Source organism: Delftia tsuruhatensis (assembly GCF_903815225.1).
Lineage (GTDB): Bacteria > Pseudomonadota > Gammaproteobacteria > Burkholderiales > Burkholderiaceae_C > Comamonas > Comamonas tsuruhatensis_A.
In genome coordinates this window covers 1,430,835-1,457,543 of sequence record NZ_LR813084.1, presented here as the reverse complement: position 1 = coordinate 1,457,543, position 26,709 = coordinate 1,430,835, and the positions used below count along the sequence as shown (strand labels likewise).

26 protein-coding genes, 3 tRNA genes and 1 pseudogene are annotated in these 26,709 nt (G+C 65.6%); 11 read left to right on the top strand and 19 right to left on the bottom strand.

Annotated elements, in window-relative coordinates; genetic code table 11:
- Position 1: 1 nt before the first annotated feature.
- The gene (locus L1Z78_RS06600) at positions 2 to 2,461 is read right to left on the bottom strand and encodes a UvrD-helicase domain-containing protein (RefSeq protein WP_234640748.1); all 2,460 of its coding nucleotides are present in this window, start codon (positions 2,459 to 2,461) and stop codon (positions 2 to 4) included.
- A gap of 308 nt (positions 2,462 to 2,769) precedes the next feature.
- Between L1Z78_RS06600 and L1Z78_RS06595 the strand changes: the two genes are divergently transcribed.
- The 5 genes and pseudogenes from L1Z78_RS06595 (at position 2,770) to L1Z78_RS06575 (ending at position 4,739) form a co-directional block, all read left to right on the top strand.
- Entirely contained in the window at positions 2,770 to 3,747 is a 978-nt protein-coding gene (locus L1Z78_RS06595; RefSeq protein WP_234640747.1) for a GMP reductase, read from the top strand.
- A gap of 101 nt (positions 3,748 to 3,848) precedes the next feature.
- Positions 3,849 to 4,331 (top strand): annotated as a pseudogene (locus L1Z78_RS06590) (NAD(P)-dependent oxidoreductase); the annotation flags it as partial.
- A gap of 78 nt (positions 4,332 to 4,409) precedes the next feature.
- A tRNA-Lys gene (locus L1Z78_RS06585) sits at positions 4,410 to 4,485 on the top strand.
- A gap of 48 nt (positions 4,486 to 4,533) precedes the next feature.
- A tRNA-Lys gene (locus L1Z78_RS06580) sits at positions 4,534 to 4,609 on the top strand.
- 54 nt (positions 4,610 to 4,663) lie between these two features.
- Positions 4,664 to 4,739, top strand: a tRNA-Lys gene (locus L1Z78_RS06575).
- A gap of 34 nt (positions 4,740 to 4,773) precedes the next feature.
- On the opposite strand, the gene L1Z78_RS06570 is transcribed toward L1Z78_RS06575, so the two are convergent.
- Complete coding sequence (locus L1Z78_RS06570) at positions 4,774 to 5,772, bottom strand: TRAP transporter substrate-binding protein (RefSeq protein ID WP_234640746.1); 999 nt, start codon at positions 5,770 to 5,772, stop codon at positions 4,774 to 4,776.
- A gap of 282 nt (positions 5,773 to 6,054) precedes the next feature.
- Here L1Z78_RS06570 and L1Z78_RS06565 point away from each other — a divergent pair, with 282 nt between their 5' ends.
- Positions 6,055 to 7,287: a multidrug effflux MFS transporter gene (locus L1Z78_RS06565; RefSeq protein ID WP_234640745.1), complete on the top strand. Its 1,233-nt coding sequence runs from the start codon at positions 6,055 to 6,057 to the stop codon at positions 7,285 to 7,287.
- Between the two features lie 18 nt (positions 7,288 to 7,305).
- On the opposite strand, the gene L1Z78_RS06560 is transcribed toward L1Z78_RS06565, so the two are convergent.
- The 3 genes from L1Z78_RS06560 to orn form a co-directional block, all read right to left on the bottom strand.
- A complete protein-coding gene (locus tag L1Z78_RS06560; RefSeq protein ID WP_343217788.1) occupies positions 7,306 to 8,772 on the bottom strand; it encodes a sensor domain-containing diguanylate cyclase in 1,467 nt (488 codons plus the stop codon).
- A 147-nt stretch (positions 8,773 to 8,919) separates the two neighbouring features.
- Positions 8,920 to 10,914, bottom strand: coding sequence for a DEAD/DEAH box helicase (locus L1Z78_RS06555; RefSeq protein WP_234640743.1), 1,995 nt, complete (start codon positions 10,912 to 10,914; stop codon positions 8,920 to 8,922).
- Between the two features lie 283 nt (positions 10,915 to 11,197).
- The gene (orn, locus tag L1Z78_RS06550) at positions 11,198 to 11,803 is read right to left on the bottom strand and encodes an oligoribonuclease (RefSeq protein WP_234640742.1); all 606 of its coding nucleotides are present in this window, start codon (positions 11,801 to 11,803) and stop codon (positions 11,198 to 11,200) included.
- A 30-nt stretch (positions 11,804 to 11,833) separates the two neighbouring features.
- Between orn and L1Z78_RS06545 the strand changes: the two genes are divergently transcribed.
- From L1Z78_RS06545 to rsgA, 3 genes are read left to right on the top strand one after another with little or no spacing between them, the layout of a single operon-like run.
- Positions 11,834 to 13,132: a M48 family metallopeptidase gene (locus L1Z78_RS06545; protein ID WP_234640741.1), complete on the top strand. Its 1,299-nt coding sequence runs from the start codon at positions 11,834 to 11,836 to the stop codon at positions 13,130 to 13,132.
- Positions 13,133 to 13,148: 16 nt separating this feature from the next.
- Positions 13,149 to 13,481 (top strand): 4a-hydroxytetrahydrobiopterin dehydratase, encoded by a 333-nt coding sequence (locus tag L1Z78_RS06540; protein ID WP_234640740.1) that lies wholly within the window; start codon positions 13,149 to 13,151, stop codon positions 13,479 to 13,481.
- 18 nt (positions 13,482 to 13,499) lie between these two features.
- Positions 13,500 to 14,468: a ribosome small subunit-dependent GTPase A gene (gene rsgA / locus L1Z78_RS06535; protein ID WP_234640739.1), complete on the top strand. Its 969-nt coding sequence runs from the start codon at positions 13,500 to 13,502 to the stop codon at positions 14,466 to 14,468.
- Between the two features lie 9 nt (positions 14,469 to 14,477).
- Here the strand turns inward: rsgA and L1Z78_RS06530 are convergent, their stop codons facing one another.
- The 6 genes from L1Z78_RS06530 to rpsP form a co-directional block, all read right to left on the bottom strand.
- Positions 14,478 to 15,467: a CobD/CbiB family protein gene (locus tag L1Z78_RS06530; protein ID WP_234640738.1), complete on the bottom strand. Its 990-nt coding sequence runs from the start codon at positions 15,465 to 15,467 to the stop codon at positions 14,478 to 14,480.
- A gap of 68 nt (positions 15,468 to 15,535) precedes the next feature.
- A complete protein-coding gene (locus L1Z78_RS06525) occupies positions 15,536 to 16,204 on the bottom strand; it encodes a CoA pyrophosphatase (protein ID WP_234642105.1) in 669 nt (222 codons plus the stop codon).
- 146 nt (positions 16,205 to 16,350) lie between these two features.
- Positions 16,351 to 16,731, bottom strand: a complete 381-nt coding sequence (gene rplS, locus L1Z78_RS06520; protein ID WP_016445784.1) for a 50S ribosomal protein L19 — start codon at positions 16,729 to 16,731, stop codon at positions 16,351 to 16,353.
- A 110-nt stretch (positions 16,732 to 16,841) separates the two neighbouring features.
- Positions 16,842 to 17,612 carry a tRNA (guanosine(37)-N1)-methyltransferase TrmD gene (gene trmD / locus L1Z78_RS06515; protein WP_234640737.1) on the bottom strand — a complete coding sequence of 257 codons (771 nt, stop codon included), beginning with the start codon at positions 17,610 to 17,612 and terminating at the stop codon, positions 16,842 to 16,844.
- Positions 17,613 to 17,624: 12 nt separating this feature from the next.
- On the bottom strand, positions 17,625 to 18,194 hold the full coding sequence (gene rimM, locus L1Z78_RS06510) for a ribosome maturation factor RimM (RefSeq protein ID WP_234640736.1): 570 nt from the start codon (positions 18,192 to 18,194) through the stop codon (positions 17,625 to 17,627).
- A 93-nt stretch (positions 18,195 to 18,287) separates the two neighbouring features.
- A complete protein-coding gene (gene rpsP, locus L1Z78_RS06505) occupies positions 18,288 to 18,539 on the bottom strand; it encodes a 30S ribosomal protein S16 (protein WP_234640735.1) in 252 nt (83 codons plus the stop codon).
- A gap of 144 nt (positions 18,540 to 18,683) precedes the next feature.
- On the opposite strand from rpsP, the gene L1Z78_RS06500 reads away from it, so the two are divergent.
- Both L1Z78_RS06500 and L1Z78_RS06495 read left to right on the top strand, forming a co-directional pair.
- Positions 18,684 to 19,208, top strand: a complete 525-nt coding sequence (locus L1Z78_RS06500; RefSeq protein ID WP_234640734.1) for a GNAT family N-acetyltransferase — start codon at positions 18,684 to 18,686, stop codon at positions 19,206 to 19,208.
- 7 nt (positions 19,209 to 19,215) lie between these two features.
- Positions 19,216 to 19,716, top strand: a complete 501-nt coding sequence (locus L1Z78_RS06495; protein WP_234640733.1) for a TM2 domain-containing protein — start codon at positions 19,216 to 19,218, stop codon at positions 19,714 to 19,716.
- A 132-nt stretch (positions 19,717 to 19,848) separates the two neighbouring features.
- Here L1Z78_RS06495 and L1Z78_RS06490 read toward each other — a convergent pair whose 3' ends face one another.
- The 8 genes from L1Z78_RS06490 to L1Z78_RS06455 form a co-directional block, all read right to left on the bottom strand.
- A complete protein-coding gene (locus L1Z78_RS06490) occupies positions 19,849 to 20,859 on the bottom strand; it encodes an inorganic phosphate transporter (protein ID WP_234640732.1) in 1,011 nt (336 codons plus the stop codon).
- A gap of 22 nt (positions 20,860 to 20,881) precedes the next feature.
- A complete protein-coding gene (locus tag L1Z78_RS06485; protein ID WP_234640731.1) occupies positions 20,882 to 21,529 on the bottom strand; it encodes a DUF47 domain-containing protein in 648 nt (215 codons plus the stop codon).
- A gap of 143 nt (positions 21,530 to 21,672) precedes the next feature.
- Complete coding sequence (locus L1Z78_RS06480; RefSeq protein WP_234640730.1) at positions 21,673 to 22,035, bottom strand: DMT family protein; 363 nt, start codon at positions 22,033 to 22,035, stop codon at positions 21,673 to 21,675.
- 238 nt (positions 22,036 to 22,273) lie between these two features.
- Entirely contained in the window at positions 22,274 to 23,020 is a 747-nt protein-coding gene (locus tag L1Z78_RS06475) for an ABC transporter ATP-binding protein (RefSeq protein WP_234640729.1), read from the bottom strand.
- Positions 23,021 to 23,023: 3 nt separating this feature from the next.
- Positions 23,024 to 23,818 (bottom strand): ABC transporter ATP-binding protein, encoded by a 795-nt coding sequence (locus L1Z78_RS06470; protein ID WP_234640728.1) that lies wholly within the window; start codon positions 23,816 to 23,818, stop codon positions 23,024 to 23,026.
- A gap of 17 nt (positions 23,819 to 23,835) precedes the next feature.
- A complete protein-coding gene (locus L1Z78_RS06465; RefSeq protein WP_234640727.1) occupies positions 23,836 to 24,915 on the bottom strand; it encodes an ABC transporter permease subunit in 1,080 nt (359 codons plus the stop codon).
- Positions 24,916 to 24,925: 10 nt separating this feature from the next.
- Positions 24,926 to 25,855, bottom strand: a complete 930-nt coding sequence (locus tag L1Z78_RS06460; RefSeq protein WP_234640726.1) for a branched-chain amino acid ABC transporter permease — start codon at positions 25,853 to 25,855, stop codon at positions 24,926 to 24,928.
- A 241-nt stretch (positions 25,856 to 26,096) separates the two neighbouring features.
- The gene (locus L1Z78_RS06455; RefSeq protein ID WP_234640725.1) at positions 26,097 to 26,708 is read right to left on the bottom strand and encodes a 2-hydroxychromene-2-carboxylate isomerase; all 612 of its coding nucleotides are present in this window, start codon (positions 26,706 to 26,708) and stop codon (positions 26,097 to 26,099) included.
- Position 26,709 lies beyond the last annotated feature (1 nt).

The following is a 26,709-nucleotide window of genomic DNA, read 5'->3' as shown; positions in this document are numbered from 1 at the left end:
ATCACTCCACCACCGTGAGCTTGGCGATGGACAGCGCCAGCCACTTCGTGCCATGCCTGCCGAAGCTGACCTGGGCGCGCGCGTCATCGCCCGTACCCTCGAGCGCCAGCACCTTGCCCTCGCCGAACTTGTTGTGGAACACGTTCAGGCCCACGCGCAGTCCATGGCCCGGATCGGCCTTCTGCGCAGGCACGGGCGGGCTGGCGAAGACTTCGCTGCGCCAGCCTTCGGCCTTGTTGCCGAAGCCTCCCCGGTCGCGCGCGCCATAGCCGCCGCCCCCGGGCTTGGGTGCGTAGCTGCCGAAGCCGCTCTGCCGGGGCGTGATCCACTTGAGCGCCGCCTCGGGCAACTCGTCGAAGAACCGGCTCTTGATGTTGTAGCGCGTCTGCCCGTGCAGCAGGCGCGTCTGCGAGTGGCTCAGGTACAGGCGCTTGCGCGCACGCGTGATGGCCACGTAGGCCAGGCGGCGCTCCTCCTCCAGGCCACCCCGGTCCATCATGGCGTTCTCGTGCGGGAACAGGCCCTCTTCCACGCCGCCGATGAAGACCGCGTCGAACTCCAGGCCCTTGGAGGCATGCACGGTCATCAGTTGCACCGCGTCCTGTCCCGCCTGGGCCTGGTTGTCGCCGGCCTCCAGGGCCGCATGGGTCAGGAAGGCGGCCAGCGGCGACAGGGTCTCGCCGGTGTCGGCATCGACCGTGGCGGCCGCCGTGCCGGCCGGCGGCTTGAGCGGCGTGTCCAGCAGCGGCTGCGATGGGTCCAGCCCCTGGCTGGCCGGGCTCTGCGTCAAGGCCCTGGCACCTTCGTGCTCGTCCAGCGGCAAGGCCACGGCATCGCGGCCGAAACCTTCCTGGGTGACGAAGCTTTCGGCGGCGTTCACGAGTTCCTGCAGGTTCTCTATGCGGTCGGCGCCTTCCTTCTCGTTGCGGTAGTGCTCGATCAGGCCGCTGTCCTCCTCGACGGCCTCGATGATCTCGCGCAGCGTGCGGCCCTGGGTCTGCTCGCGCAGCACGTCGATCCTGGCAACGAAGCCCGCCAGCTTGGCGCCCGGTGCCCCCGGCACGGCCGAGACCGCGTCGTGCAGCGAGCAGCCCGCGCCGCGCGCCGCGTCCTGCAAGGCCTCCACGCTGCGCGCGCCGATGCCGCGCGGCGGGAAGTTCACCACGCGCAGGAAGCTGGTGTCGTCGTGCGGGTTCTCCAGCAGGCGCAGGTAGGCCAGCGCATGCTTGATTTCGGCACGCTCGAAGAAGCGCAGGCCGCCATAGACGCGGTAGGGGATGGCGGCATTGAACAGCTGGGACTCGATCACGCGGCTTTGCGCATTGCTGCGGTAGAGCACGGCGATCTCCTGGCGCTGCCAGCCGTCCTTCTTCACGAGTTGCTGGATCTCCTCGACCATCCACTGCGCCTCGGCGATGTCGGTGGGCGCCTCGTAGATGCGCACCGGCTCGCCCGGGCCCTGGGTGGTGCGCAGGTTCTTGCCCAGGCGCTGGCTGTTGTGGCTGATCAGCGCGTTGGCGCAGTCCAGGATGTTGCTGTAGGAGCGGTAGTTCTGTTCCAGCTTGATCTGCCGCTGCACGCCGAACTCGCGCACGAAATCCTGCATGTTGCCCACGCGCGCCCCGCGGAAGGCGTAGATGCTCTGGTCATCGTCCCCCACGGCGATCACGCTGCCCCCGGCCTGCAGCCGGCCGTCGACCAGGTCGCCCGCCAGTTGCTTGAGCCACTGGTACTGCAGCTTGTTGGTGTCCTGGAACTCGTCGACCAGGATGTGGCGGAAACGCCGCTGGTAATGGGCACGCAGCGCCGCGTCGTCGCGCAGCAGCTCGAAGGAGCGCAGCATCAGTTCGCCGAAGTCGACCACGCCCTCGCGCTGGCACTGCTCCTCGTAGAGCTGGTAGATCTCGACCTTCTTGCGCGTATCGGGGTCATGGGCCACCACGTCGCCCGGACGCATGCCCTCTTCCTTGCAGCCGGCGATGAAGTACTGCAGCTGCTTCGGGGGAAAACGTTCGTCGTCCACGTTGAACTGCTTGCACAGACGCTTGACGGCCGACAGCTGGTCCTGCGTGTCCAGGATCTGGAAGGTGGACGACAGCCCCGCCGCCTGGTGGTGGGCGCGCAGCAGCCGGTTGCACAGGCCGTGGAAGGTGCCTATCCACATGCCGCGCACGTTGTAGGGCAGCATGGCCGACAGTCGTGCCAGCATCTCCTTGGCGGCCTTGTTGGTGAAGGTCACGGCCAGGATGGATCCCGGCGTGGCCTGCCCGGTCTGCAGCAGCCATGCGATGCGCGTGGTCAGCACCCGGGTCTTGCCCGAGCCCGCGCCGGCCAGGATCAGCGCATGGCCGGCCGGCAGCGTCACGGCAGCGAGCTGCTCCTCGTTGAGGTGGGCCAGCAAAGGGGAGTTGGAGTCGGGCGCGGCGCCGGGCGCGCCGTCGAGCAGATCGATCGGGAACATTCCGGCATTGTAGGAAGACCCCGCCCGCCGGGACATCCAGGGCCGCATTTCCTTGTATCCGGCCACGCGCCGTGTTCATAAGCCCAACGCTATGGCCGCCATATCGAAAGGGTTCGCATGCACCCTGCCGGCAGCGTATAGAATCAATCACCGGGCCCAAGTTTCTTGCGGTCCGGTTTTTTGTGCCCGGGCCACAGCCGCCCTGGCGACGCGGCCCGCCCGCGCCGCCCGCAAGACCGGCCTCCAAGCCAAGCGCCCCATCGCGGAGGGATGTTCCTGCCGCGACCTTTCATGGAGCTTGGAATCAAATGGAAATCTTCGACTACGACAACATCCTGCTGCTGCCCCGCAAGTGCCGCGTGGAAAGCCGCTCGGAATGTGACGCCAGCGTGGAACTGGGCGGTCGGTCGTTCCGCATCCCGGCCGTGCCGGCCAACATGAAGACGGTGGTGGATGAACAGATCTGCACCTGGCTGGCCCGCAACGGCTACTTCTATGTGATGCACCGCTTCGACCTGGACAACGTCCAGTTCGTGCGCGAGATGCAGGGCAAGGGCTGCTTCGCCTCCATCTCGCTGGGTGTCAAGAAGCCCGACTACGACACCGTGGACCGCTTCGTCGCCGAAGGCCTGTGCCCCGAGTACATCACCATCGACATCGCCCATGGCCATGCCGACAGCGTGAAGAACATGATCGGCTACCTCAAGCAGCACCTGCCCAAGGCCTTCGTGATCGCCGGCAACGTGGGCACGCCCGAGGCCGTGATCGACCTGGAAAACTGGGGCGCGGATGCCACCAAGGTCGGCATCGGCCCCGGCAAGGTCTGCATCACCAAGCTCAAGACGGGCTTCGGCACGGGCGGCTGGCAGCTGTCGGCCCTGAAGTGGTGCGCGCGCGTGGCGACCAAGCCCATCATCGCCGACGGCGGCATCCGCAGCCATGGCGACATCGCCAAGAGCGTGCGCTTCGGCGCCACCATGGTGATGATCGGCTCGCTGTTCGCGGGCCACGAGGAATCGCCCGGCCAGACCGTCGAGGAAAACGGCCAGCGCTTCAAGGAGTACTACGGCTCGGCCTCGGACTTCAACAAGGGCGAGTACAAGCACGTCGAGGGCAAGCGCATCCTCGAACCCGTCAAGGGCCACCTGGCCGACACCCTGATCGAGATGGAACAGGACGTGCAAAGCTCGATCAGCTACTCGGGCGGCAAGAAGCTCATGGACATCCGCAAGGTCAACTACGTCATCCTGGGCGGCGACAATGCAGGCGAGCACCTGCTGATGTAGGCACGCTGCGTGCAGGAAAAATGGCGGCTTCGGCCGCCTGTTTTCCGCCTGTGCGCACCGATGACGATCTGGAAGAGACATGAACACCCCCACATCCCCGCACGCTGGCCATCATGGCAGGCGGCGAGGCCACCGACTTCGAGCATGCCCAGCCCGTCTTCGCCCACCTGGGCCGCGCCACCCTGGTCGGCCCGCATGGTGCGGGGCAACTGGCCAAGCTTGCCAACCAGATGATCGTGGGCATCACCATCGGCGCCGTGGCCGAGGCCTTGCTGCTGGCCGAGCGCGGTGGCGCGGACCCTGCCAGGGTGCGTGAGGCGATTGCAGGCGGCTTTGCCGACAGCCGCATCTTCCAGGTGCACGGTGAGCGCATGGTGAAGCGCGACTTCGCACCGCGCGGACGCATGACCGTGCAGCTCAAGGACATGCGCAACGCCCTGGCCACCGCACAGGACCTGGGCTTCGATGCCCCCATTACGGTCCTGTTCGAGCAGTTGTACGCGCAGGGCGTGGAACAGGGCCTGGGCGATCTGGACCAGAGCGGCCTGTTCATGGAATTGGCCCGACGCAACGCCATGCGTTAAAAAATTCGGCAGGTTTCCTGCAAGCGCCGCAAAAATGCCGCATAATTGCGGTCTCGTTTGCATAGCAGGCGACACGTGGGGCTCTTAGCTCAGCTGGTAGAGCAGCGGACTCTTAATCCGTTGGTCGAGTGTTCGAATCACTCAGGGCCCACCACATTTTCCAGGTTGATTCTTTCAGCCTGGGCCTTCGGAAACTCCGAGGGGGCTCTTAGCTCAGCTGGTAGAGCAGCGGACTCTTAATCCGTTGGTCGAGTGTTCGAATCACTCAGGGCCCACCAAAATTCCTTGTCAGCCTGGACCATTCCAGGCGGATTCCTTTGGAAACCCCAAGGGGGCTCTTAGCTCAGCTGGTAGAGCAGCGGACTCTTAATCCGTTGGTCGAGTGTTCGAATCACTCAGGGCCCACCACCAAACCAATGCAGGCACTGAAGCGAGTCATCGCTCAGTGCTTTTGTCTCTGGTACTGCATGAGCACGGTCATGCTCTCGCGGCCCGCCTTGGCCACCCACTCGCGACCGAACCGCTCGCCCATGAGGTCCAGCATCCTGCGCAGGTCCGCCGTGGGAGTGGATACCAGGACCTTGTTGTCCATCAGGGCTTTCCTGCCCAGTTCATCGGCCTGCCGCGCCAGCTCCCACCCCTGCTTTTCCGCCAGCCCGGCGGCTTCGGCGATGGCACGGCGCTCGGGCTCGCCCAGCGATTTCCACGCCACTTCGCTGACACACAGCATGTTCTTGGGAATCCAGGCCTTGATGTCCAGAAAGACCTTCATCGTTTTCCAGGCCTGGCTGTCCACGCCCGTGGTGCTGGACGAGAGCATGGCATCGATGCTGCCCTGCTCCAGGCTGCGGGGCAGCTCGCCGGCCGCGAGCACCACGGGCTGGGCACCCCACAGCTCGGCCAGCCGGCGCGTCCAGTCGCTTTGTATGCGCAGCCTGAGCCCCTTGAGATCGGCAATGCTGTTGACCGGGCGGCGGCAAAACAGCCCCTGCGCCGGCCAGGGGACGGCGCAGAGCAGGCGCACCCCCTGGCGGGCCAGCAGGAACTCCTGGATGCCGGGCCGGGTCAGCTGCCACAGGCGCTGGGCATCGTCGAAGCCGCGCACCATGAAGGGCAGCGCGTCCATGCCCAGCAGGGGATGCAGGTGCGCACAGGACGACATGAGCACCTCACCGAATGCGATCTCGTTGCGCTGCAGGGCCGGCAGGACCTGGTCCATGGGTCGCAGCGCTGAATTGGACACCACCTCGATCTCCAGGGACTGCCGCGTGCCGGCCGAGATCCGTTGCGCGAAGCTGCGCAGGTTCTGGGTGTGGAAGACCGCATCGCCATAGGCCGCCGAAAGCTGAAGGCGCCGGCCACTGGACCAGGCAGGCGCGGCGGACAATTGCAGCGCAACCGCGCCCAGGCACGACAGGGACGTGCGGCGAGACAAGGTCATGGATTCCCTCCCGGATGAAGCGCATGGACCGCGGCCCTCACCGCGGCGGCATCATCTTTGGCAAGATGACTTTCAATAAAGTCTATCAAATATCTCAAAAACAAACACATCAACTATCAAACAGGGCATGGCCGCGCCTTCGCACTACGGCAGATGGGCATGGCCACCTTCACACCAAAGGCCCCCAAGCCGCTACAGTGTGGACCTGCCGCATGGCGCGTGAGCGCGCGGCCTTCTCCTGCGCCGCCGGCCCTGCCCGCTGCACACAACCGCCCCGTCTTCATGCCGCAAAATGCTCCCCCGCTCTGGCAGGGCCCGCGCTGGGCCCTGGCCGTCCTGCTTGCCATCCTGGGCATGCTGGGCCCGTTCTCGATCGACACCTACATCCCCGCCTTTTCAGGCATTGCCCAGGCCCTGGACGCCACACCGCTGCAGATGCAGCAGACGCTGTCGGCCTATCTGTTCGGCTTCGCCTTCATGAACCTGTTCCACGGCGCCCTGGCCGACAGTTTCGGCCGCCGGCCCGTGGTGCTGTGGGGGCTGGCCGTGTTCACGCTGGCCTCCGCAGGCTGTGCGCTCTCCCAGAGCATCACGCAACTGGTGCTGTTCCGCGCACTGCAGGGCCTGTCCACGGGTGCGGGCATCGTGGTTTCGCGCGCCGTGGTGCGCGACCTGTTTCCACCCGCTCAGGCACAGCGCGTGATGGCCCAGATCACCATCTTCTTCGGCATCGCACCGGCCCTTGCGCCGGTGATCGGCGGCTGGCTGTTCGTGCACCTGGGCTGGGCTGCGGTGTTCTGGTTCCTGACGCTGGTGGGCGTGCTGCTGTGGAGCATCAACTGGCGCTTCCTGCCCGAGTCGCTGCCGCCGCAGCAGCGCCAGCCCTTTCGCTTCAAGCCGCTGATGCAGGGCTACAAGGTGCTGTGCAGCGACCCCCGCTTCGTGCTGCTGGCCTTTGCCAGCGGCGTCCCGTTCAACGGGATGTTTCTCTACGTGCTGTCGGCGCCAGCGTTCCTGGGTGATCTTCTGCACCTGCAGCCCCAGCAATTCTTCTGGTTCTTCGTGATCTCGATCTCGGGCATCATGGGCGGCGCCTGGGTCAGCGGCCGACTGGCCGGGCGCATTCCACCCAAGCGCCAGATCCGCCATGGTTTTCTGATCATGTTCGTGGTGTCCATCATCAACCTGGCCGCCAACCTGATCTGGCCCGCGCATGTGAGCTGGGCCCTGATTCCCGTGGGGGTGTTCGCCTTCGGCTGGGCCATGATGGTGCCCGTGGTGACCCTGCTGGTGCTGGACATCCATCCCGAACGGCGCGGCCTGGCCTCGTCGCTGCAGGCGGTGGTGGGCTCCACGGCCAACGGCATCGTGGCCGGCATGATCGCGCCGCTGGTGATGCACTCCACCGTGCTGCTGGCCGCGGGCTCGATCAGCATGATGCTGATCGGCCTGGTGTCATGGATCTATCTGCACCACCGCTGGCCCGAGATCGGGCGACATGCCTCGGAGGCCTGAGCCCCTGCCGCGCTCAATCTACGCTGCGTTGCCCTGGCGCAGCATCCTGTCCTTGTAGTAGCGGGCCTTTTCCGCGTACATGGCCTGGTCCGCGCGCGAGACCGTGGCTTCGACCTGGCTGCCCGAATCGCAACAGGCCACACCCATGGAGAGGCTGACCGCCTGGCCCGGATAGAACTGGTTGTTGAGTTCGAGCAGCGAGAGGATGCGCTCCTTGACGGCCTGCGCCGCGCGCTCGTCCGAGGCCGGCAGCAGCACCATGAACTCGTCGCCACCGATGCGCGCAGCGCAGGCCGGCGCGTCCACGGCCTTGGCCAGCACTTCGCCCACGCGGCGCAGCATGTCGTCGCCGGCCGCATGTCCGTGCTCGTCGTTGGCTTCCTTGAGTCCGTTCATGTCGATGGCGATCACCGCCAGCGGCCAGGGCCCCTTGCGCGCCAGGCGGTTGAGCTCCTCGATGTAGAAGGCGCGATTGCGCAGCTGGGTCAGCACATCGTGCTTGCCCAGGTATTCGAGGTAGGCCTCGGCCTTCTTGCGCGCCGTGATGTCCACCAGCGACAGCAGCACCAGGCCCCAGTCGTGCGCGTGGCCATCGAGCACGGCCAGTTGCATGTGGATGTGCAGCGCATCGCCCGACAGTGCATAGTTCACCACTTCGCGGTGCTGCACGAGCTTGCCGTTCCAAAGATCCTGCAACTGCTCGGCAAAGGAGTCCATCATCTCGTCGCGGAAGATGCGCCCCAGACGGCTGAGCAACTGAAGCTTGTCGGTTGCCCCGAACATGCGCAGCGTCTGGCGATTCACATCCACCACGCGGATCTCCTGCATGCAGCGGGAGATGAATTCAGGATGCACCTTCAGGAAGGTGGCGAAGTCGCTGATGCCCTGGGCACGCACGTCATCGAGCAGGCGCTTGATGGCGCTGAAATCCTCGACCCACAAGGACACGGGAGAGTACTCGAACAGATCTCGCGCGTACTGCTCGCTGCGGTGCAGCTGGCGCGTGCTGCGCATCTCGGCCGTCACATCCTCCAGCGACACGAGCACGCAGTCCCACAACAGCTCATGGCCCGGCAGGATGCGACCGCGGATCTGCACATCGAGGCGGCGGCCATCCAGCGTGTAGTTGGCCGTGCGGTTCGCGAAAGTCAGGGAGCCGTTCCAGAGATCCTCGAGCTCGCAGGCCAGCCCGGCATGCATGTCGTCCCGGAACACATCGGCCAGGCAGCCGAGAAAGGTCTGCTGATCCTTGGCGCCGAACAATTCCAGCGTGCGCTGGTTGACACGCACCACCTTGAGCGCCGCGCTGCACTGCAGCAGCGCTTCGGGATGGGCCGCGAAATGCGCACGCAGATCGGTCACGCCTTCAGAGCGCCACTGGTCGAGCAACTGCCTGAGCGCGCTGTAGTCCTCCAACCACAGCGAAACAGGAGCGAGTTCGAACATGTGCTCGAAATCCACACTGGACGCGATCAAAGACTCCACAAGACACCTCCGCGCCGCGATTATGGCAGTCGCAGCCCGCGCCGAAAGCAGGTTCTGCGCACAAAAGACAAGCCAGGTTCCCGCTTTGCGCGGGACATAAAAAAACCGGCCCCGAAGGACCGGTCCGCATGGAGGATGCCGGGTCTGTCAGCGCACGGCGCGCTTGCGGTCACCGCCCTGAGGCTGGTAGGGCTTGGGAGCGCTCTTGCCGAAAGCCGGGCGGCGATCGCCACCACCGAAGCCACGCGATTCACCGCCAAAGCCACGCGACTCGCCTGTCGCACCACGGAAGCCACCTTCGCGACGCTCACCGCCGCGTGCCGCGCCACGGTCGCCGAAGCTGCGGCCTTCGCCACCCCGACCATAGCCGCCCTCACGCGGTCCCTGGCCATAGCCACCTTCACGGGGCGCCTGGCTGTGGTAGCCGCCTTCACGCTGGCCACCCTCACGCGGACCGCCGAAGCCGCCGAAGCCGGCCTTGCGGCCATAGCCCTCGGAGTCCCGGCGCGCGCCGAAGCCGCGCTCGCCGCCACGGTCACCGAAGCTGCGCTCGCGATCGCCGCCGAAGCCACGATCGCGGTCACCACCGAAGCCGCCACGGTCGCCGCCGAAACCACCGCGGCCACCGCCACGGCGATCACCACCACGACCCTCGAAGCCGCCACGGCGGCCGCCACCACGGCCTTCGTTGCTGCTGGGCGCGCGCTGCACAGGCTCCAGACCGGGGATCACCTCGGCCTTGAATTGCTGGCGGCTGTAGCCTTCGATGTCGAAGATGCGGCGGCGGTCGCGGAATTCCGCGAATGTGACGGCCACGCCCTCGCGCCCCGCACGGCCCGTACGGCCGATGCGGTGGGTGTAGTCCTCGGCCTTCATGGGCAGGCCATAGTTGAAGACGTGGGTGATGGTGGGCACGTCGATGCCGCGTGCCGCCACGTCGGTGGCGACCAGCACTTGCACCTGACCATTGCGCAGCGCCATCAGGCGGCGATTGCGCAGGCCCTGGCTCAGGGCACCGTGCAGCGCCACGGCCGAGAAGCCATCCTGCTGAAGGTCATTGGCCAGACCGTCGCACTCGACCTGGGTCGACGCGAAGACGATGGCCTGGTTGATCGAGGTATCGCGCAGCCAGTGGTCCAGCAGCTTGCGCTTGTGCTGGGAGTTGTCGGCCCAGAACAGCACCTGCTTGATGTTGGCATGCTTTTCCTGGGGCGTGGCGATGGTGACCTTCTTCACGCCGGAGCCGCCGTCGTGCATCACGCGCATGGCCAGTTGCTGGATGCGCGGCGCGAAGGTGGCGCTGAACATCATGGTCTGCTTGCGCTGGGCCGTGAGTTCGTTGATCTCTGCCAGATCGTCGGAGAAGCCCAGGTCCAGCATGCGATCGGCTTCGTCAACGACCAGGAACTGCACCTGGTCGAGCTTGATCTGCAGCGAACGCTGCAGGTCCAGCAGACGGCCGGGCGTGGCCACCACCAGGTTGGCGTTCTGCAGCTTGGCGATCTGCAGTTGGTAAGGCATGCCGCCGACGACGTTGGCGATGCGCAGGCCACGGCAGTGCTTGACCAGCTCGATGGCGTCATGCGCCACCTGCTGTGCCAGCTCGCGCGTGGGGCACAGAATCAGGGCGCCGGGCACGGCGGCCTTGAAGTTGCGGGGATTGGTCGGGTCCTTGCGCTTGTTGCGCTTGGGGGCCGGCTGGCCGCTGGCGGCCGCCTCGGCGCACTGGCGCTCGTATTCGGCGCGGCTGGCGGCCTCTTCCTCGGCGCGCTGCTGGATCAGCGTGTGCAGAACGGGCAGCAGGAAGGCTGCGGTCTTGCCGGAGCCGGTCTGGCTGGAGACCATGAGGTCGATGAAGGGCTGGTCACCGCCGGAGTTCATGGCCAGGGGAATGGCCTGTTCCTGCACGGGCGTGGGCTGGGTGTAGCCGAGATCGGCCACGGCGCGCACCAGCTCCTCGGCCAGGCCCAGCTCGACGAAGGCGTTGGGCAGCGCTTCGGCGGCCTCGGCCTCGGGGGTCTGCTCGATGGACTGGTCGGCGGCGGCAACGGCTGCGTCCAGCACGGACGGGGCGGCCTCGGAAGATGCAAAGGAAGAATCGGCAGCGGCGATGGCGCCCTGCTCAAGAGAGATGTCGTTCATGAATGGCTCTAACGAAAAGCATGCGCAGTCAGCGCTCTGCCACGCTTTTCTCGACGGTTGGTTCAACATCCACCGTCAGACTTGACCGGCCCTTCGCAAAAGGGCGGATGGGCATTTTCGGCTGGTCTGGCCACTCGATCGCCGCAAGGCGCATCGATTGCAGACACACAGCGCAGGGCCCTTGTGTGATGGAGATGTGCAAATTGCCCTTGTTGATGGGGCAAGACGACGATTCTCGCACACTGCGGGTTTTCCCGCAAGCCCCTGCGCAAGCCAACGTCAATCAGACACTCAGCAACTGCGCCCGGTAGTGCTGCAGCTCATCGATGGACTCATGCACGTCGGCCAGCGCCGTATGGCGCTGCGCCTTCTTGAACGAGGCATAGGCCTCGGGCTTCCAGCGCCGGGCCAGCTCCTTGAGCGTGCTGACATCGACATTGCGGTAGTGGAAGAAGGCATTGAGCCGGGGCATGTAGCGCTCCATGAAGCGCCGATCCTGGCCGATGCTGTTGCCGCACAGCGGTGCCTTGCCCTTGGGAACGTACTGCGACAGGAACTTGATCAGCGCGGCCTCCGCATCGGCCTCGGTGACGGTCGAGGCCTTGACGCGTTCGATCAGCCCGCTCCTGCCGTGCGTGCCCTTGTTCCAGGCGTCCATGCCATCGAGCAGTGCATCACTCTGGTGAATGGCAAACACCGGACCCTCGACGCGCGTGGACAGGTCGGGGCTGGTGACAACCACCGCAATCTCGATGATGCGGTCGGTGTCGGGCTGCAGCCCGGTCATCTCGCAGTCGAGCCAGACGAGATTGAGATCGGATTTGGCCAGGGTGGCGGTCGTGCCGGATTCGGCGGGGGAGGAAATGCAGGCGCTGGTGGCTTCGGACATGGCCCAAATTGTCGCCTACACTGCGGCCACATGGCCTCCACCCCCGATTTTCCCCCGTCGCTGTCCCTGCTGTTCGCCGCAGCGGTGCTCGCCCAGTGGTTGCTGCGCGCCTGGCTGGTCTCGCGCCAGGTGCGCCATGTGGCACGCCATCGCGGTGAAGTGCCGGCGGTGTTCGCGCAGCGCATCAGCCTGGCCGCGCATCAGAAAGCCGCCGACTACACGCTGGCCAAGGCCCGCGTCGCTCTGATCGACATGACGCTGGGCGCCGTCGTGCTGCTGGGCTGGACCTTGCTGGGCGGACTCGATGCGCTCAACCAGTGGCTGCTGGGCTCGATGGGCGCGGGCCTGTGGCAGCAGCTGGCGCTGCTGGCCGGCTTTGCCCTGATCTCCGGGCTGGTGGAACTGCCGATGTCGCTCTACCAGACCTTCGTGCTGGAGCAGCGCTTCGGCTTCAACCAGATGACGCTGCGGCTGTGGCTGATCGATGCCGCCAAGTCCAGCCTCGTGGGCGCAGCCATCGGATTGCCCGTCGCCGCCCTCATCCTTTGGCTCATGGCATCGGCCGGCGGTCTGTGGTGGCTCTGGGCCTGGGCCGTCTGGACAGGCTTCAACCTGCTGCTGATGTGGATCTTTCCGAGCTTCATCGCACCGTTGTTCAACAAGTTCGAACCACTGGCCGACGGCCCGCTGAAGGAACGCGTGACCACGCTGATGCAGCGTTGCGGCTTCACGGCCAAGGGCCTGTTCGTGATGGATGGCAGCCGCCGCTCGGCCCATGCCAATGCCTATTTCACGGGCTTCGGCCATTCCAAGCGCGTGGTGTTCTTCGACACCCTGCTCAAGCAGCTCGACGCCGACGAGGTGGAGGCCGTGCTCGCGCACGAGCTGGGCCACTTCAGGCACCGCCACATCCTCAAGCGCATGCTGCTGATGTTCGCGGCCAGTCTGGCCGGCTTTGCACTGCTGGGATGGCTGTCGCAGCAGCTGTGGTTCTACCTGGGCCTGGGCGTGCGCCCCGGCCTGGACCTGGCATTGGGCCAGACCGGCATGGGTGGCAACGAGGCCGTGGCGCTGCTGCTGTTCCTGCTGGCCGTGCCGGTGTTCAGCTTTTTCGTCACCCCGCTGTTCTCGGCACTGTCGCGCCGTGACGAATTCGAGGCCGACGCCTATGCCATGCAGCAGGCCGGCGGCGCCCATCTGGCCTCGGCCCTGCTCAAGCTTTACGAGGACAATGCCGCCACGCTCACGCCCGACCCCTGGTACGTGGGCTTTTACTACTCGCATCCGCCGGCCCTCGCCAGGCTCGCGCGCATGCCCTCTCCGACCTGAACCCACCGCATTCATCATGAGCACACAACGCTTGCAACAACAGGACTGGTCCACCCAGCAGCGCCGCGCGCTGACTTCCGACGAACTGCGCGCCGCGCTGGCCACCCTGCCCGGCTGGCAGCTCGATGGCGACGCCATCGCCAGGAGCTACGCTTTCGCCAACTACTACGAGACCATGGCCTTCGTGAACGCGCTGGCCCTGATCGCCCACCAGCAGGACCATCACCCCGATCTGGCCGTGAGCTATGGCCGTTGCGGCGTGCGCCTGAACACCCATGACGTGAACGGTATCTCGTCCACCGACATCGAATGCGCGCGGCGCATCGATGCGCTGCTGGAGCGTCCATGAAGCGCAACCCGGTGTCCCATGGCTGAGCGCGCCGCACTGCGCGAAGGCCTGGTCGTTTCCAGCCACGGCCGCCACTGCGTGGTCGAGACCGAGGACGGCGCACGCCACATCTGCCATCCGCGCGGCAAGAAAAGCCAGACCGTGGTCGGTGACCGCGTGCGCTGGCAGTTGCCGCCTGCGGGCCAGGGCGAGGAAGGCACCATAGAGAAGGTGCTGGAGCGGCGCAACCTGTTCTATCGCCAGGACGAGATCCGCACCAAGTCCTTCGCGGCCAACATCGACCAGGTGCTGATCCTGATCGCGGCCGAGCCGGTGTTCTCCGAGAGCCAGCTGGCCCGGGCCCTGATCACGGCCGAGGCCACGCACATCAAGCCCCTGATCGCCCTGAACAAGCGCGACCTGACCGAACCCTTTGCCGACGCCTGGGAGCGCCTGGCGCCTTATCGCGAGATGTACCTGGGCCGGGAAACACCGCACTACGAGGTGCTGGCGCTTTCATTGGCCAATGAGGGGGAAGCCGACCGCCAGCTGCTGATGCAGCACCTCCAGGGCAAGGCCACGCTGGTGCTGGGCCCGTCCGGCTCGGGCAAGAGCACCCTGATCAACCTGCTGGTGCCCGGCGCGCGCGCGGCCACCAACGAGATCTCGCAGGCACTGAACTCGGGCAAGCACACGACCACGACGACCAGCTGGTACTGGATGGACGAGGAGCGCACGACGGCGCTGATCGATTCGCCGGGCTTCCAGGAATTCGGCCTGCACCACATAGAGCCGACCGACCTGCCCCGCTGCATGCCCGACATCGGCGCCCATGCACAGGAATGCAAGTTCTACAACTGCACCCATCTGCACGAGCCGGGCTGCGCCGTCATGCCCCGCGTTGAAGACGAGGAAAACGGCATGGACGCCGACCACGACATCAGCGCCAACCGCTACTACATCTATGCCGAGCTGTTCGACGAACTGAGCCAGGCGAAAAAGTACTGACCGGGCTGCTCAGCCCAGCAGGCGTGCCAGCGACAGCAGAGCCAGCAGCAGCAGCCAGACCACGACCGAGCGCCAGACCAAGCCGACGACGCTGCGCAGGTGGCCGATCTCGGGCTCGCGGCCCGGCGTGGCCTCGCTGTCCACATCCAGGTCGATCTCCTCGCCATCGTCGCGCGTCACCGAGATGCCCTCGCGGCGCTTGAGCGCCTCGCCACCCAGGCGCACGTTGATGGCGCCCGACGTCGCGGCCAGGATGACGCCGTCGTTGTCGTTGGGAAAGCGCTGGGCATGGAAGCGCCACCCCTCGATGGCCTCTTCGAAGCTGCCGACCACGGCGAACGACAGCGCGGTCAATCGGGCAGGCAGCCAGTCGATCACGGTCCAGGCCTGGCGCGCCGCATGCTGGAGCTGGGGGCTGACCTGGGAACCGCCCACCAGCCCCTTGCGCGACCAGGAGCGCGACAAATGCTCGGTCATGCGATAGAACACGGCACCCAGCGGACCCAGCCCCAGCGCCGCCAGCGCCGAGAACCAGAACAGCACGCCGAACACATGGCGGTGCGCAGCCAGCACCGAGTACTCGATCACATGGCGCACCACCTCGCTGCGCGGCACCTCGCTGGCATCGACCTGCTGCCAGTGCGCCAGGGCCTCGCGTGCGGCATATTCGTCACCGGCATCCAGCGCGTCGCGGATCCGGGTGAAATGGTGGCTGAACTGGCGAAAGCCCAGCGTCACGTAGAGCACGGCCACATTCCAGACCATGGCCAGAGGCCAGCCCACCCCCCACAGCAGCAGCAGGTAGATACCCATCACCAGCACGCAGGGCAGCGCCACTGCAACGGTCCAGGCCAGCCAACCGTGGTGCGCCTGGCCGGCATCGAAGTTGCGCCGCACCGATACCGTCCAGGCACGATAACCGGCATGCACGAGATTGGCGGGAGCCAGGGGTCGCGCCTGCTCGATCAGCAGGGCGATCAAAATGGCAAAGAAACTCATCCGGCCATCATACTGGGCCAGCCATCCCAACCCGTGACCACTGGATGGCACGCCACCCGATCCGGGGCTCAGGCCGACAGGAATCGGTAAAGATTGCGCAGCATGCCCGCCGTCGCGCCCCAGATGTAGCGCTGGCGGTCCCCATCCTGGTAGGGCATGGCGAACCACTCGCGCGGCACGCCGTTCCAGACCATGGCATGGCGTTCGTGGTTGGCGGGGTCGAGCAGGAAGGCCAGAGGCACCTCGAACACGTCCGCCACCTCGTAGGGATTGGGTTGCAGCCGCGCCCGCGGATCGACCAGCGCCACCACCGGCGTGATCAGGAAGGCCGTGCCCGTGATGTAGATCGGCAGCGTGCCCAGCACCTCCACATCGCCGGCCGCCAGCCCGACCTCCTCCTGCGCCTCCCGCAAGGCCGTGGCCTGGGCCGAACCGTCCTCGGGGTCGCGCTTGCCGCCGGGAAAGGCCACCTGGCCGGAGTGCGTGGACAGGTGGGCCGTGCGCTCGGTCAGCAGCACCGTCGGCTCGTCGCGCAGCACGATGGGCACGAGCACGGCCGCATCGGCGGGCTGGCGATCGCTGAAGCGTTTCTCGCGCACCACCTCGGGGGCCCACTGCGGCGGAAGCGCGAAGCGCCTGCGCAGGGCCTCGGGCGTGCGGACCTCGGCAGGGACCGCCGGCAGATGGCTGTCGATGCCAACCAAAGGGGCCTGGCGTGGATCGGCGATCGACGGCATGGCCACGGGCCTGGGGCCGCCAGTGGGCTCGGGATTGTCGATAGGGGGCAAAGAGGACACGAGGGATGAGGGAGTGTGGAGCCGGCTAGGCAACAAAAAAGCCGCTACAGGCGACTGTAGCGGCTTTCCGGCTGTGGCGCAGGTGCTCAGGCTTCGGCAGAAACCTTGACGCGCGACGGCAGCTTTTCCTTGATGCGGGCCGACTTGCCGCTGCGCTCGCGCAGGTAGTACAGCTTGGCACGACGCACATCGCCGCGGCGCTTGACTTCGATGCCGGCGATCAGGGGAGAGTAGGTCTGGAACGTACGCTCCACGCCTTCGCCGCTGGAGATCTTGCGCACGGTGAAGCCGCTGTTCAGGCCGCGGTTGCGCTTGGCGATCACCACGCCTTCGTAGGCCTGCACGCGCTTGCGGCTGCCTTCAACCACGTTCACGCTCACGATGACGGTGTCACCAGGGGCGAACTGGGGGATGGTCTTGTTCAGACGGGCGATTTCCTCTTGCTCGAGGGTCTGGATCAGGTTCATGGTCAAATCCCATCGATCTTGTCCGCGCCAGGATTGGCAAGCACCGGGATTGGCGCCATGGCTGCTTTAAGGCACAGCAGCGGCCGGATAGAGGATCGAAGAATCCGGCATTATAGCCCGCAGGCGTTTTTTGCCAAAAACCCCTCGTCCTTGGCGTTGAGCAGACCCTGGGCACGCGCCTGCTCGATCAGCTCCGGGCGGTGCCTGGCGGTGATGGCCAGGCGCTGGTCGCGGCGCCAGCGCTCGATCTGGGCGTGGTGCCCGGACAACAGCGCCGCGGGCACCTCGCGCCCTTCCCAGACTTCGGGACGCGTGTAGTGCGGGCAGTCGAGCAGGCCGTCCAGCGCGGGATTGAAGCTGTCCTGCTGGAAGCTGCCCTCGTCGTTGAGCACTCCCGGCTGCAACCGCGCCACCGCATCGAGCAGGGCCATGGCCGCGATCTCGCCACCGGAGAGCACGAAGTCCCCCAGGCTCAACTGATGGGTCACATGGGCATCGATGAAACGCTGGTCCAGGCCCTCGTAGCGCCCGCACAGCAGGATGGCGCCCGGCCCCTGCGCCCAGTCGGCAACGACACCGTGGCGCAGCGTGGTGCCGATGGGTGAAAACAGCACCACGGGAGCCGACCCGGCCTCACCCGCGTCACGGCGCGCCTGCTGCGCCGTCTCCAGGCAGCGCAGCAAAGGCTCGGCCATCATCACCATGCCCGGGCCTCCGCCAAAGGGCCTGTCATCCACGCGCCGGTAATTGCCCTGGGCGTGGTCGCGCGGGTTCCACAGATGCACGCCGACCTGGCCTGATGCATAGGCACGACGGGTCACGCCGCTTTCAAGAAAGGGCGCGAACAGCTCGGGAAACAGCGTGATGATGTCGAAGCGCATGGCGATCGGAGGTCAGTAGTCGGGTTGCCAGTCCGCGACAATGGTCTTGCCCGGCAGATCCACCTTGTCCACATAGGCGTCGACAAAGGGAATCATGCGCTCGCGCTCCTTGCCATCCTCTTCATAGGCCAGCACAAGCACGGTCTGCGGCCCCGTGGACAGCAGATCGCGCACGATGCCCAGAGCCACGCCTTCACGATTGACCACAGACAGGCCCATCAGGTCGACCCAGTAGTACTCACCGTCCTCGGGCTGCGGAAAGTCGCTGCGCGCCACGAAGATGCGCGCACCGCGCAGCGCCTCGGCCGCATTGCGGTCGAGGACGGAAGGCGACGTGGCGACCACCGAGTCGGAATGCACACGCGCCTGCTTGACCGGCAGCAGCAAGGTTCCCGAAAACTGCCGCGCGCCTTTCTCGGCGGGCTGCAGGTACCACTGCCTGGCGGTGAACAAGGCCTCGGGGTCGGAGCTGAAGGCGGCCACCTTGAACCAGCCCTTGATGCCCCAGGCTTCGGCGATGCGGCCGACCTCCACGGCATCGGCAGGCAGGACGCTGGCTTCGAGTTCGGGCATGTGGCTCATGGCAGTCGGTGGACGGTCGATAAGGGAAGGTGAAAACAAAAACGGGCCCCGTCAGACAAGCCAACGGAACCCGCTTTCAAGAGGGGATGCGGATCAGGCAGCCTTCTTGGTGGCCTGGCTGATCAGGCGATCGGCAGTCTCGGAAGTCTGCGCACCAACGCTCTTCCAGTAGTTGACGCGGTCCAGAGCGACGCGCAGACCCTCTTCGCCGCCACGGGCGTTGGGGTTGTAGAAGCCCAGGCGCTCGATGAACGAGCCATCGCGGCGAACACGCTTGTCGGCGGCAACGATGTTGTAGAACGGACGGGCCTTGGAACCGCCGCGGGAGAGTCGAATGACGACCATGATTTATCCTTCGGGTGGGCGCAGCCACCATGCATTAGCTAGACAATGAACGGCTGCACAGTTTTGCGGCGTTGAGACACGCGACATGGCCACCCGGCCAGCGACACGCCGTAAAGCCGATCATTATATCGAACTTCTTCTCCCATGCCTAGCATCCGACCCAGCCAGGACGGCGATCTCGCCGCCATCACCGCCATCTACCGCCACCATGTGCTGCATGGCACGGGCACCTTCGAGACCGATCCCCCTTCCGAATCCGACATGGCCGCGCGCCGCGCCGATGTGCTGGCCAAGGGCCTGCCCTACCTGGTGGCCGTGGACGCGCAGGGCCTGGTACTGGGCTTTGCCTACGCCAACTGGTTCAAGCCCCGCCCGGCCTACCGTTTCTCGGCCGAAGACTCCATCTATGTGAATGAGGCGGCCCGTGGCCAGGGCGTGGGCCGCCTGCTGCTGGACGCGCTGTCGCGCGATTGCGAGGCCGCAGGCGTGCGCAAGCTGCTGGCAGTGATCGGCGATTCGGCCAATGCCGGCTCCGTCGGTGTGCACCGCGCCGCGGGCTTCAGTCCTGCCGGCACGCTGCGCTCCATGGGCTGGAAGTTCGGCCGCTGGCTGGACATCGTACTCATGGAGAAGACCCTGGGAGACGGCGACCGCAGTTCGCCCGAATAATGGGCACATGAACCGACCCGGCATGCCCCTGAACGACACCGCGCCTGCGCCGGTGCCGCGCCACAAGAACAAGACCCTGGCCGCATGGCTGGCCTTCATCGGCGGCCCGCTGGGCCTGCACCGCTTCTACCTGCACGGGCTGGGAGACTGGCTGGGCTGGCTGCTGCCCATCCCCACCGCCCTGGGCGTGTACGGCATCGAACGCGTGCAGCAACTGGGCCAGGACGACCAGCTCAGCTGGTTGCTGATTCCACTGCTGGGCTTCACTATCGCAGGCTGCGCGCTGCGCGCCATCCTCTACGGCCTGACCGACACCGAGGCCTGGAACCGGCGCCACAACCCCGGCGCCGACCTGCAGGCACCGGCGGGACGCACCGGCTGGCCGACCATCTTCGCCATCGCGCTGTCCCTGATGCTGGGCGCGGCCGTGCTCATGGCCAGCATCGCCTACAGCTTCCAGCACTACTTCGAGTACCAGGTCGAGGAGGCGCGCAAGATTTCCCAGTGACGATCGCGCTGGACGGAGCGGGCCTCAGCAGGTGCCAGCGCCAGGGACACCGGGGAAGGGCCTGGGCCGGCCACGCCGCCCCGCACCGAGGGTGTCATCCCCTCGGGGGAAGGCGTGCAGCGCCTCAGGGGGTCAATACAGCTGCAGGCTGATCCAGTAGGCGATGGATGCCACGAAGGCGCTGGCCGGGATCGTCAGCACCCAGGCCCAGACGATGTTGCCGGCCACGCCCCAGCGCACGGCGCTGGCGCGCTGGGTCGAGCCCACACCGACGATGGCGCCGGTGATGGTGTGGGTGGTCGACACCGGAACGCCAAGGAAGGTGGCGAAGAACAGCGTCAGCGCCCCGCCGCTTTCGGCGCAGAAACCGCCTACGGGCTTGAGCTTGGTGATCTTCTGGCCCATGGTCTTGACGATGCGCCAGCCGCCGAACATGGTACCCAGTCCGATGGCCAGGTAGCAGCTGACGATGGTCCACATCGGCGGCTCGGCATCGCCGGCGTTGGCATAGCCCGTGGCGATCAGCAGCAGCCAGATGATGCCGATGGTCTTTTGCGCATCATTGCCGCCATGGCCCAGGCTGTAGGCACCGGCAGAGACCAGCTGCAGCCGGCGGAACCAGCGGTCCACCTTGTTGGGAGCGGCACGCCGGCAGACCCAGGCCACCAGCACCATCATCAGCGAGCCCAGCAGGTAGCCCAGCAGCGGCGAGACGAAGATGAAGGCCACGGTCTTCCAGATGCCGCCCGCGATCAGCGCGCCCGCGCCGGCCTTGGCCATCACGGCACCCACGATACCGCCGATCAGCGCATGCGAGGAGCTGCTGGGAATGCCATAGATCCAGGTGATCACGTTCCAGGCGATGGCGCCCACCAGGGCACCGAACACCACGTGCGTGTCCACGATGCCGGGCTGCACGATGCCCTTGCCCACGGTGGCCGCCACACTCAGGTGGAAGACGAAGACCGCCACCACGTTGAAGAAGGCCGCGAAGGCCACGGCCTGCGTGGGCTTGAGCACCCCCGTGGAGACCACGGTGGCGATCGAGTTGGCCGCATCGTGGAAGCCGTTCATGAAGTCGAACAGCAAGGCCAGCACCACCAGCAGGATCACGACCCACAGGGCCGCTTGTACGGTTTCCATAACGAAACGACTCCGCGAGGGCTCAGGAATTCTCGAGGACGATGCCCTCGATCAGGTTGGCCACGTCCTCGCAGCGGTCGGTCACCGTCTCCAGCAGCTCGTAGATGGCCTTGAGCTTGATGACTTCGCGCACATCGGGCTCCTCGCGGAACAGCTTGCTCATGGCCGAGCGCATGACGCGGTCGGCATCCGATTCGAGGCGGTCGATTTCCTCGCAGGTCTTCATCGCCGCATCCACCACCGAAGGGTCGGAGATGCGCGACAGCAGCTTCACCGCGTCGCGCAGCCGCTCGCAGCAGCGCACGCACAGGTCGGTCAGGCGCGTGATCTCCTCGGTCATGTGGCGCACGTCGTACAGCGCCATGGTCTCGGCCGCGTCCTGGATCAGGTCGGCCACGTCGTCCATGGTGTTGATCAGCGAGTGGATGTGCTCGCGGTCCAGCGGCGTGATGAAGGTCTTGTGCAGCGCCTTGGTGACCTCGTGCGTCACACGGTCGGCAGCACGTTCGGCGTTGTTCACATCCTCGTTGTACTTCTCGCGAAGATGGGAATCGTTGTAGTTGGCGACAAGCTGCGAGAAGGCATGCGCGGCTTCGACGATGCGATCGGCATGCTGGTTGAACATCTCGAAAAAATTGCCTTCGCGCGGCAATAACTTGCCAAACAGCATGAATGCTCCTTACCGGGAAAAGTGGGGAACCAGGCGACTCACTGCGTCACATTGCGGATGCTTGGCATGGCTTCCCGGCTTGAACGGGGCGAAGTGTACTCTTGAGTCCAATGCGCGTTTTTGCGCGCTGGCGCGCCGGCCGCTCAGCCTCCGCGAAAAATAAAATACACGGCACCCACCATGCACAGGCCGGCCCACAGGAAGTCCCATTTGAGCGGCTGGTTCAGGTAGAGCACGGCAAATGGCGCAAACACCGCCAGCGTGATCACCTCCTGGATGATCTTGAGCTGGGCCACGCTGAACTGCGTGTGACCGATGCGATTGGCCGGCACCTGCAGCAGGTACTCGAACAGCGCGATCCCCCAGCTGGCAAGGGCTGCCACGTACCAGGGCGAGGAGGCGTGGTTCTTCAGGTGTCCATACCATGCAAAGGTCATGAAGACGTTGCTCATGGCCAGCAGGACCACGGTCTGCAGACCGACGGGAATATGTTGGAGCCAGCTCATGTGATTTGCCGCCTGGTGCATGAAAGAGGGAATTATGGCTTCGCCTGCCGCAGCCTTGGCATCTTCGATTTTTTTCCCAAATTTGCTTTTTTGCGCGATTCCCTGTGAGAACCACTTCTCATCGCATCAATACGCAACATCTCGCATCGATCAAAACCGGTCAAAGCTTCATCGGATCGTCATTTTTTTGTCATATCCCGTCGACGGCACGGGGAATTGCGCCCACGCTGGCGCCAGCTCACTCGCCCAGATAGGCGGCCCGCACACGCGGATCGCTGAGCAGGGTCTGCCCAGGCCCTGTCATGGTGATCAGTCCTGACTCCATGACGTAGCCGCGGTCGGCCAGGGCCAGGGCCCGGCTGGCATTCTGCTCGACCAGCACCATGGTCACGCCCAACGCGTGCACGTCGCGCACCACCTCGAAGATCTTGTCCACCATGATGGGGGACAACCCCATGGATGGCTCATCGAGCAGCAGCACCTTGGGCTGGCTCATGAGCGCGCGCGCCATGGCCAGCATCTGCTGCTCGCCACCGGACATGGTGCCGGCCAGCTGGTCCTTGCGCTCCTTCAGGCGCGGGAAGATGCCGAACATGCGCTCTATGTCGGCAGCAATGCCCGCCTTGTCGTTGCGCGTGTAGGCGCCCATGAGCAGGTTCTCGGTGATCGTCATGCGCGCGAAGACGCCACGCCCCTCGGGAACCATCACCAGACCCTGGGCCACCAGGTCCCATGCGCCCGCATGGCGAATGCTGCTGCCCAGGTAGTGCACGTCACCATCGGCCATCTGCAGGCTGCGCGTGACGGCCTTCATGGTCGTGGTCTTGCCGGCGCCGTTGGAGCCGATCAGCGAGACCAGCTCGCCCTGGCGCACCTCGAAGTCCACGCCCTTGACGGCCTGTATGCCGCCATAGGCCACCTTGAGGCCTCTTACCTCCAGCAGCACCGGCGCGGACGCGCCCCCGTCTTGCACATGCTCAGCCATGGTTCAGTGTCCTCCGGTGCCCAGATAGGCCTCGATCACCTTGTCATTCTTCTGCACCTCGGCAGGCGTGCCTTCGGCGATGGGCTTGCCGTAGTCCAGCACGGTGACGCGGTCGCACAGCCCCATGACCAGCTTCACGTCGTGCTCGATCAGCAAGATGGTGCGCTGATCCTGGCGGATGCGGTCGATCAGCTCGCGCAACTGCACCTTCTCGGTGGCGTTCATGCCGGCCGCAGGCTCGTCCAGCGCAATCAGCTGCGGGTCGGTGGCCAGGGCACGCGCGATCTCCAGGCGGCGCTGATCGCCGTAGCTCAGGGTCCGGGCCTTGAAGTCGGCATATCTGGAGATGCCCACGTAGTCGAGCAGCTCACGGGAGCGTTCACGGATGGCGGCCTCCTCGGCCTTGAAGCCGCGTGTGCGGAACACGGCGCCGACCAGGCCCGAATGCGTGCGCACATGGCGCCCGACCATCACGTTCTCCAGCGCCGTCATCTCGGCGAACAGCCGGATGTTCTGGAAGGTGCGCGCAATGCCGGCCCTGGCCACCTTGTGCACGGCCGTGGGCTCATAGGCCTGGCCCGCCAGCTCGAAGCTGCCGCTGTCGGGCGTGTACAGCCCCGTGATCACGTTGAAGAAAGTGGTCTTGCCCGCGCCATTGGGGCCGATCAGCCCGTAGACCTGGCCGCGGCCAATGGTCATGCCCACGTCGGACAGGGCCTGCAGTCCGCCAAAGCGCTTGGAAATACCCGACACCCTGAGCACCGGGGCACTGGAACTGTTATCTGCCGTGTTCGCCATCTGCGGTATCTCCATGCTCAGGACTGGTGCGGCAGGTTCTTGCCATGCTCGGGCGAGGGCCACAGGCCGCGCGGGCGCATCAGCATGATGACGATCATGGCCAGCGCGATCAACAGCTGGCGCAGGATGGAGGCATCGAGCCGCCCGTCGGTCATCTGCTGCAAGGGTCCAGCCACATAGCGCAGCACCTCGGGCAGGGCCGACAGCAGCACCGCGCCCAGGATCACGCCCGGCAGGTGGCCCAGGCCGCCGAGCACCACCATGGCCACGATCATGATGGACTCCATGAGGCTGAACGACTCGGGCGAGACGAAGCCCTGGAAGGCGGCGAACATGGCGCCCGAGACGCCGCCGAAGGATGCGCCCATGCCGAAGGCCAGCAGCTTCATGTTGCGCGTGTTGATGCCCATGGCCTTGGCGGCGATCTCATCCTCGCGGATGGCCATCCAGGCACGGCCTATGCGCGAGTCCTGCAGGCGCCAGCAGATCACGATGCTGACCAGCACCAGGAACAGGAACAGGTAGTAGTACAGCGTGACCGAGCTGATGTCGTAGCCGAATATCTCCTGGCGCCTGGCCAGGTCCAGCCCCAGGATCTTGACCGAGTCGATCTGGCCTATGCCCTTGGGACCGTTGGTGATGTTGACCGGCTGGTCCAGGTTGTTCATGAAGATGCGGATGATCTCGCCGAAGCCCAGCGTGACGATGGCCAGGTAGTCGCCGCGCAGCTTGAGCACCGGGATGCCCAGCAAAATCCCCGTGATGGCCGCGAGCAGCGCCGCCAGCGGGATCACCAGCCAGATCGAGGTGTGCAAGCCCTCGGGGAACATGGCGGCGAAGCCCTCGAAGGTCTCGGCCAGGTGGGGCGAGGCCATGAGCGCGAACATGTAGGCGCCCACGGCGTAGAAGGCCACGTAGCCCAGGTCCAGCAGGCCTGCATAGCCCACCACCACGTTCAGACCCAGTGCCAGCAGCACGTAGAGCAGGGCCAGGTCGGCGATGCGTACCCAGGCATTGCCGAAATACTGGAGCACCAGGGGCAGCACCAGCAGCGCCAGGCCGCCCGCAATCCATTGCACGGTTTTCTTGCTGTTCATATGCAGCTCCTCAGGCGCGGTCGGCCACGCGCTCGCCCAGCAGCCCCGAAGGGCGCAGCGTCAGGATGACGATGAGCACGATGAAGGCGAAGATGTCGGTGTAGTGGCTGCCCAGCACCCCGCCCGTCAGGTCGCCGATGTAGCCCGAACCTATGGACTCGATCAGCCCCAGCAGCATGGCGCCCACCACGGCGCCGGCCAGGTTGCCGATGCCGCCGAACACGGCCGCCGTGAAGGCCTTGAGGCCCGGCAGGAAGCCCATGGTGTGGTGGGCCGTTCCGTAATTGGAGGCATACATGATGCCCGCGATGGCCGCGAGCACGGCGCCGATGATGAAGGTCGCCGAGATCACCACATCGGGCTTGACACCCATCAAGGCCGCCACGCGCGGATTCTCGGCCGTGGCCCGCATGGCACGTCCGAGCTTGGTGTAGTTGACCAGGTAGGTGAGCGCCGCCAGCGCGATCGCCGTGACCACCAGCACCAGGATCTGCGTGGGGGTGATCACCGCCGTGCCGATCTCGAAGGGCGTGCTGGGCATCAGCGTGGGATAGGCCTTGTAGTTGGGCTTCCAGATGATCATGGCCAGCGTCTGCAGCAGCAGGGAGACGCCGATGGCCGTGATCAGCGGCGCCAGGCGCGGGCTGTTGCGCAGGCGGCGATAGGCCACCTTCTCGATCACGAAATTCAGCGCGGCCGCCACCACGCAGGCGATCAGCGTGGCCAGCAGCAGGATCAGCCAGCCGGGGGCGCCGGGCATGGCCTCCTGCATGAGCCCTATGCAGCTCCAACTGGTCAGCGCACCGACCATGAGCACCTCGCCATGGGCGAAGTTGATGAGCTGGATGATGCCGTACACCATCGTGTAGCCCAGGGCGATCAGGGCATACATGCTGCCCAGGACCAATCCGTTGATGATCTGCTGAAGCAGTATGTCCATATGTGCTCGCCCCTCTCGTCCAGGATGCAGACATTGAGCGTGCCTCGCATCCAAACGAACGGAGCCAGCAATGCCATGGTGGTGGAAGCTCTCCCGCCGAATCCTGGCTTGTGGCCGGGAAGCCGCAGGGGATGGGCGATTCTAGGCAGCGTCCGGCGACCTGCAATGCCTTGTTGCAGCGGGGTTTTCCGTGGCTTTACAAGCGAAACGCAGTTATGTAGCACTGCAGCATTTGCCAGGCTCACTCGCTGGTTCGCAGGGCCTCCTCCTCCACGTCGCGCAGCCGGTCCTTGCCGAAGTAGATCTCGGTGCCGACAAAGAAGGTCGGAGATCCGAAGGCGCCGCGATGGAAGGCATGCTCCGTGTTCGCCAGCAGCGCGGCCTTGACCTCGGCCGTCTGGCTGGCGGCGACGAGGGCCTGCGCATCCAGGCCGGCAGCAGTCAGCTCGGATCCGATCACTTGCGCGTCGTCCATCTTGCAGCCCTTCTCCCACATGCTGGAGAAGACGGCATCCACATAGTGCTCGAAGCAGCCCAGCCCCCGGGCCGCGACGGCCCCGCGCATGATCTGCAAGGTGTTGACCGGGAAATGGGGATTCATCCGGTAGCGCATGATCCCGTGTCTTTGCACGAAGCGCCGCAGCTCCAGCTCCTCATAGGCGCGCTTGAGGGGAATCGCGGCATTCGCCTCGGCCGGCGAGCGGTTGTTGGCGAGCTTGAACAGCCCGCCCAGCAGCACGGGAACATAGTCGAAGTGCAGGCCGCTGCGCGCCTCGATCCCGGGGATGACGCGGTGGCAGAGGTAGGCATTGGGACTGCCGAAATCAAAGAGGAATTGCACGGTGGATGGCATG

What these genes read in the sequence shown, in the direction of transcription:
- L1Z78_RS06600 (WP_234640748.1), bottom strand. Translation starts at nt 2,461, where the DNA reads ATGTTCCCGATCGATCTGCTCGACGGCGCGCCCGGCGCCGCGCCCGAC.
- L1Z78_RS06595 (WP_234640747.1), top strand. Translation starts at nt 2,770, where the DNA reads ATGGAAATCTTCGACTACGACAACATCCTGCTGCTGCCCCGCAAGTGC.
- L1Z78_RS06570 (WP_234640746.1), bottom strand. Translation starts at nt 5,772, where the DNA reads ATGACCTTGTCTCGCCGCACGTCCCTGTCGTGCCTGGGCGCGGTTGCG.
- L1Z78_RS06565 (WP_234640745.1), top strand. Translation starts at nt 6,055, where the DNA reads ATGCCGCAAAATGCTCCCCCGCTCTGGCAGGGCCCGCGCTGGGCCCTG.
- L1Z78_RS06555 (WP_234640743.1), bottom strand. Translation starts at nt 10,914, where the DNA reads ATGAACGACATCTCTCTTGAGCAGGGCGCCATCGCCGCTGCCGATTCT.
- orn (WP_234640742.1), bottom strand. Translation starts at nt 11,803, where the DNA reads ATGTCCGAAGCCACCAGCGCCTGCATTTCCTCCCCCGCCGAATCCGGC.
- L1Z78_RS06545 (WP_234640741.1), top strand. Translation starts at nt 11,834, where the DNA reads ATGGCCTCCACCCCCGATTTTCCCCCGTCGCTGTCCCTGCTGTTCGCC.
- L1Z78_RS06540 (WP_234640740.1), top strand. Translation starts at nt 13,149, where the DNA reads ATGAGCACACAACGCTTGCAACAACAGGACTGGTCCACCCAGCAGCGC.
- rsgA (WP_234640739.1), top strand. Translation starts at nt 13,500, where the DNA reads ATGGCTGAGCGCGCCGCACTGCGCGAAGGCCTGGTCGTTTCCAGCCAC.
- L1Z78_RS06530 (WP_234640738.1), bottom strand. Translation starts at nt 15,467, where the DNA reads ATGAGTTTCTTTGCCATTTTGATCGCCCTGCTGATCGAGCAGGCGCGA.
- L1Z78_RS06525 (WP_234642105.1), bottom strand. Translation starts at nt 16,204, where the DNA reads ATGCCGTCGATCGCCGATCCACGCCAGGCCCCTTTGGTTGGCATCGAC.
- rplS (WP_016445784.1), bottom strand. Translation starts at nt 16,731, where the DNA reads ATGAACCTGATCCAGACCCTCGAGCAAGAGGAAATCGCCCGTCTGAAC.
- trmD (WP_234640737.1), bottom strand. Translation starts at nt 17,612, where the DNA reads ATGCGCTTCGACATCATCACGCTGTTTCCCGAGCTGTTCGCGCCCTTT.
- rimM (WP_234640736.1), bottom strand. Translation starts at nt 18,194, where the DNA reads ATGAGCCACATGCCCGAACTCGAAGCCAGCGTCCTGCCTGCCGATGCC.
- rpsP (WP_234640735.1), bottom strand. Translation starts at nt 18,539, where the DNA reads ATGGTCGTCATTCGACTCTCCCGCGGCGGTTCCAAGGCCCGTCCGTTC.
- L1Z78_RS06500 (WP_234640734.1), top strand. Translation starts at nt 18,684, where the DNA reads ATGCCTAGCATCCGACCCAGCCAGGACGGCGATCTCGCCGCCATCACC.
- L1Z78_RS06495 (WP_234640733.1), top strand. Translation starts at nt 19,216, where the DNA reads ATGAACCGACCCGGCATGCCCCTGAACGACACCGCGCCTGCGCCGGTG.
- L1Z78_RS06490 (WP_234640732.1), bottom strand. Translation starts at nt 20,859, where the DNA reads ATGGAAACCGTACAAGCGGCCCTGTGGGTCGTGATCCTGCTGGTGGTG.
- L1Z78_RS06485 (WP_234640731.1), bottom strand. Translation starts at nt 21,529, where the DNA reads ATGCTGTTTGGCAAGTTATTGCCGCGCGAAGGCAATTTTTTCGAGATG.
- L1Z78_RS06480 (WP_234640730.1), bottom strand. Translation starts at nt 22,035, where the DNA reads ATGAGCTGGCTCCAACATATTCCCGTCGGTCTGCAGACCGTGGTCCTG.
- L1Z78_RS06475 (WP_234640729.1), bottom strand. Translation starts at nt 23,020, where the DNA reads ATGGCTGAGCATGTGCAAGACGGGGGCGCGTCCGCGCCGGTGCTGCTG.
- L1Z78_RS06470 (WP_234640728.1), bottom strand. Translation starts at nt 23,818, where the DNA reads ATGGCGAACACGGCAGATAACAGTTCCAGTGCCCCGGTGCTCAGGGTG.
- L1Z78_RS06465 (WP_234640727.1), bottom strand. Translation starts at nt 24,915, where the DNA reads ATGAACAGCAAGAAAACCGTGCAATGGATTGCGGGCGGCCTGGCGCTG.
- L1Z78_RS06460 (WP_234640726.1), bottom strand. Translation starts at nt 25,855, where the DNA reads ATGGACATACTGCTTCAGCAGATCATCAACGGATTGGTCCTGGGCAGC.
- L1Z78_RS06455 (WP_234640725.1), bottom strand. Translation starts at nt 26,708, where the DNA reads ATGCCATCCACCGTGCAATTCCTCTTTGATTTCGGCAGTCCCAATGCC.